The organism is Luteimonas sp. TWI596 (genome assembly GCF_039674105.1).
In the GTDB taxonomy this organism is placed as follows: domain Bacteria; phylum Pseudomonadota; class Gammaproteobacteria; order Xanthomonadales; family Xanthomonadaceae; genus Luteimonas.
The window spans coordinates 1-4,610 of the sequence record NZ_JBDJMU010000041.1; the positions used below are offsets into that span (position 1 = coordinate 1).

The following is a 4,610-nucleotide window of genomic DNA, read 5'->3' on the forward strand; positions in this document are numbered from 1 at the left end:
GATGAACGGGCGACCGCGCAAGACGCTCGGCTGGGCAACACCAGCCCAGGTGATGGAGAGGGAAATCATCGACTTCAAATCACGTGTTGCACTTGATTCTTGAGACCGCCCAGTTCGTTGTAGAAGCGCTGGCCGTAGTGCATCCACTTGAGATTGACGCGCTTGTCCTCGTTGATGCGCGCATCGCCGTGCTCGGGCGTGCTGATGCCCCCGACGTTGCCGATCACGTCCTCGTCGCGGTACTGGCCGCTCAGTTCCAGGCGGTCGTTGTCGCCGATGTCCCAGCTGAGCTTGGCGAAGTACAGGTCTTCTGCGAACGGCAGCGTAGTCGCGCCGTAGTAGCTGCGCAGGTTGTCGGGCAGCCGCAGATACGCCTCGCCCGACGCGGCCTCGGGCTGCACCGAGCGGGCGTAGATGTTCTTCTTGCCTTCATAGGCGACGAAGAAATGCATGCGGTCTTCGATGATCGGGCCGCCGAGGGCGAAGCCGTACTCCTTGACCTGCGAATCGTCCTTGTCGGTCTCGTCGGGCCGCTTGGCGCGCATGCGCTCGTTGGTGAAGCGGTAGAACATCTCGCCTTCGAACGCGTTGGTACCCGAGCGCGTGGCGGCGGTGATCGCCGCGCCGCTGACCTGGCCGTACTCGGCCTTGTAGTTGGAGGTGATCACCTTGTACTCGCCGATCGCCAGCTGCGGGAACGGATTGCCCGGGCTCTCGTTCTGGCCGGCAATGCCGCCTTGCTGCACGTAGCTCTTCTGGCTGACGCCATCGATGTAGAGGTTGGACGAGCTGGTGTTGGTCGCGCCGGCACGCAGCGTCGCCCGGCCCTGGGCGTCGATCTTGAACTGCATGCCCGGGACGGTGTCGGCGAACTCGAGGAAGTTGCGCGTGGCCTGCGGCAGCTGCTGGATCTGGCGCAGCGAGATCGTGTTGCCGACCTCGGACGTGCGCACGTCGCGCAGCAGCGGGGCAGTCACGGTGACCCCGCCGATGTCGGTGACCGGGCCGTCGGCCGGCACGCCTTCGGCGACCGCCCCCTGGATGTCCAGCGTCGCGGTCGAGGCGACCGACAGCGTCACCGTCTGCGGCTCGCCACCGGCGTCGACGCGGTAGGTGCCCGGCGGCAGGCCAACGAGCGTGTAGGCGCCGCCGGCATTGGTCTGCACACGGCGCACGGCACCGGTGGCGACGTTGGTCGCGGTTACGGTGGTGCCGGCTTCGGCCGAGCGCACCTGCCCGCGCAGCGTGGCGCTGGTGGACTGGGCGAACGCAGGTGCGGCAACGGCCAGACAGGCGGCCAGCGCGCAGGCCAGCAGGGCGGGTTGGGGAACACGGGGCGAACGGGTTGCGTTCATGACATCCCCTCCAGGGGGCTTTTTAGGGTCGTGGTGGATGACGGTCGGGACAGCACGGGACGGCACAGCGGCAGCGCGTCCATGCGCAGGCACGCGCCAGCCCAGGGCCGGCACATGGGGAAACGGGAAACGCGGCCCGGGCGATCGGCAGGGCCGCGCAACGTGCGCCGCGCGCGGCGGCGGGCGTTGCGGACCGGACGTTGTCGACGCGCCGGACTCCTGAACATCGCGGGAAAGAGCGCCGATGCATGTCTGCATCCGCTCCAGGCCGGATCGGTCTCCACCGATCGCACAGGCCGTGGCGCGCTGGGGCGCGTCGCGACGAACGCCGGGGACCGTCGCCTCGCCCGCCCTTCGCGAAGAGCGGATGGGGTCACGATCCGGCGCGCATCGTAATCCTGCGGCCGAACCGCGTCCATGGGCTGGCAGCGGCGCGCATCGCGGCTGGTGTCGGCCCATGCGCGAAGGGCCGTCTGCGGATCGCGGCGCCCCGCTCTGCCGTGCGATCCGCTGTCGCGCCCTGCGATGCCGTCGGTTCTGTCCGCCTTTCTTCGCCGCAGGTCCCCAGCGGGCAGCAGCAAGCAGATCAACCCGCGATCTCGCTGGCCCCTCCCCCGGTTTCGTCCGGCCGCCAGTCGTCGCATGATGGCGGCATGCGCCGCGTTCCGAGCCTTCTCGTCCTGATCGCATGCCTGGCCGCGGCAAGTTCCCCGGCGGCAGCCGGCGACGACGTCGTCGTGTACCGATGTACGGATGCGCGCGGACAGGTCGCGCTGCGCGACTCGCCGTGCAGCGAGGGCCATCGCCAGGAGGTGCGCACGATGATCCGCCCGATCGATGCCGCACCCGCGCCGCGACCGCCGCGGCCGACGCCTTCGGCCGAACCGGCAGTCGCCCCCGCGCCCCCCCAGGTGGTCGTGGTCCGCCCCCCGCAACCGATGTACCGCTGCGTGCGTCCGGACGGCAGTACGTACACCAGCGATTCGTCGGCGGGCAATCCGCGCTGGGTGCCGCTGTGGACGCTGGGCTACGGACCGCCGCAGCGCGGCCCCTCGACCCGGATCGGCGTGGAGGCCGGCCAGGGCGGCGGCCGGGTGGACGTGGGCATCGACGCAGGCACGCGGCGCGGGTGGCGCGGCGGCTACGGTGACGCCGGCACCTGGGTCCGCGACGACTGCAGCCCGCTGCCGCAGGCCGAGGTCTGCAGCCTGCTGGCCGATCGCCGCGAACAGATCCGGCGCCGGTTCTTCAACGCCCAACCCAGCGAACGCGCGCGCCTGCGCGGCGAGGAGACCACGATCAACGCCCGCCTGGGCCAGGACTGCGGTCGATGACGCGCGGCCTGCTCGCGGCCGTGGCGCTGCTGCTGTCGGTCGTGGCCGTCGGCACCGCCGCCGCCGATACCGTCATCTACCGCTGCACCGACGCCGACGGCGCGGTCACGTTCCAGAACGGCCGCCCCTGCGCGCCCGGACAACAGCAACAACGGCGCGTGGTCGAGATCGCGGCGCCCCTGCCCGCCTACGTCGCGCCGGCACGCCCGGCACCGGCAGCGACGCCCGCACCGGCGCCGCGCACGCCCCCGGACGTGGCGGCCGAGCCGCCGGCCGTGCGCACCCCGCCGCCACCGCTGTACGCCTGTCGCAGCTACGACGGCCACATCGACTGGCGCGAGGACGCCACCCCGCCCACGCGCTGCCGGCCGCTGCAGACCGTCGGCATCGGTGGCCTGCCGGGCATCGGTGCCGGCCAGGCTTGCGAGCGGGTCGAGGACAGCTGCGAGGCGGTCGCCGCCGATGCGCTGTGCGCGGCCTGGCAGGCCCGGCTGCACGAAGCGGAGTTCCGCTGGCGCTACGCCGACCGCGCGACCGGTCCGGCGCTGCGCCAGGCCTACGAGCAGATGCGTGCGACCTGGGACGGGAGCGCGTGCGCGGCGGACCCGCCGTGACCCCAGTGGGCTGCCTCCGCCCTCAGAACCCGTAGCGCAGGAAGCCGCCGTCCACGGCGATGCATTCGCCGGTGATGTAGCCCGCCGCCGGCAGGCACAGGAACGCGACCGCCGCCGCCACTTCCTCCGGCTCGCCGATGCGTCCCATCGGCGTGCGCAGCAGCACTTCGTCGAGATAGTCGGGATCGGCCAGCGGCGCGGACGTGCGCCGGGTGCGGATGTACCACGGCGCCACCGCGTTCACGCGCACGCCGTCCTCGGCCCATTCGGCCGCGAGATTGCGCGTCATCTGGTGCAGCGCCGCCTTGCTCATGCCGTAGACCACGCCCGTGCGCACGTGGGTGATGCCCGACACGCTGCCGACATTGACCACGCTGGAACTGGCGTGGCGGGTGAGCAGCGGATGCGCCAGGCGGGTGAGCTCGAACGCGCTGAACACGTTGATCTCGAAGATCTCGCGCCACTCGTCCTCGCCGTACTCGGTCGCCGCACGCGGCACGTTGCCGCCCGCGTTGTTGACCAGGATGTTCAGCCCCTGTCCCTGATCCTCGACCCAGTCGAGAATCTCGCCGCGCTGCTCCTCGTCGACGACATCGGCGATCAGCGCGCGGACGTCGGCCTGTGGAAACGCCTCGAGCAGTTCCTCGCGCGCGGCCTCGAGCGCGTCGCCGTTGCGGCCGACGATCAACACCGTGGCGCCAAACCCCGCCAGCTCACGTGCGATCGCCCGCCCGATGCCGGCGCTGCCACCGGTCACCAGGGCACATTGGCCATCCAGGCGCCAGCGCTGCGGATCCATCGACATATCCTCGTTTCGACTGCGCCTAGGATACCGCCGAGTCCGCCATCGGAGATCGCCACGATGCCGAGGCGTGCGGGAAAGCGCCCCCATCCCAGCCTTCCCCCTCACGCGGGAGAAGGGGCCAAAGCCTGGACGCTGCAGTGAAGCCGCCTCCCCGCCTGCGCGTCGGGTGGAGGCATGCGCCTGCCACGGAAGAAGCGCCCCCATCCCAGCCCTCCCCCGCACGCGGGGGAAGGGGCCAAAGTCTGGACGCTGCGGTGAAGTCACCTCCCCGCCTGCGCGTCGGGTGCAGGCTTGGACCTGCCACGGAAGAAGCGCCCCCATCCCAGCCTTCCCCCGCACGCGGGGGAAGGGGCCAAAGCCTGGACGCTGCGGTGAAGTCACCTCCCCCGCCTGCGGGGGAGCAACGGTGTTGGAGGTCAAGCCGCAACAGGCGTTTCGAGTCGGAATCTGGCGTTGTCTCGAAGCATGGCGTTGAGGATGGTCAGCAGCTTGCGCATGCAGG

General features: G+C 71.0%; 3 protein-coding genes and 1 pseudogene. 2 read left to right on the top strand and 2 right to left on the bottom strand.

Annotated elements, in window-relative coordinates; all coding sequences use genetic code 11:
- Positions 1–110: 110 nt before the first annotated feature.
- Positions 111–1,355: pseudogene (locus ABE487_RS17080) on the bottom strand (carboxypeptidase-like regulatory domain-containing protein); the annotation flags it as partial.
- Between the two features lie 653 nt (positions 1,356–2,008).
- Here ABE487_RS17080 and ABE487_RS17085 point away from each other — a divergent pair.
- Both ABE487_RS17085 and ABE487_RS17090 read left to right on the top strand, forming a co-directional pair.
- Positions 2,009–2,689: a hypothetical protein gene (locus ABE487_RS17085; RefSeq protein WP_346452813.1), complete on the top strand. Its 681-nt coding sequence runs from the start codon at positions 2,009–2,011 to the stop codon at positions 2,687–2,689.
- Positions 2,686–3,303 (top strand): DUF4124 domain-containing protein, encoded by a 618-nt coding sequence (locus ABE487_RS17090; protein WP_346452812.1) that lies wholly within the window; start codon positions 2,686–2,688, stop codon positions 3,301–3,303. Before ABE487_RS17085 ends, ABE487_RS17090 begins: the two co-directional genes overlap by 4 nt.
- Positions 3,304–3,325: 22 nt before the next feature.
- Here the strand turns inward: ABE487_RS17090 and ABE487_RS17095 are convergent, their stop codons facing one another.
- Positions 3,326–4,102, bottom strand: a complete 777-nt coding sequence (locus ABE487_RS17095; RefSeq protein WP_346441640.1) for an SDR family oxidoreductase — start codon at positions 4,100–4,102, stop codon at positions 3,326–3,328.
- Positions 4,103–4,610 lie beyond the last annotated feature (508 nt).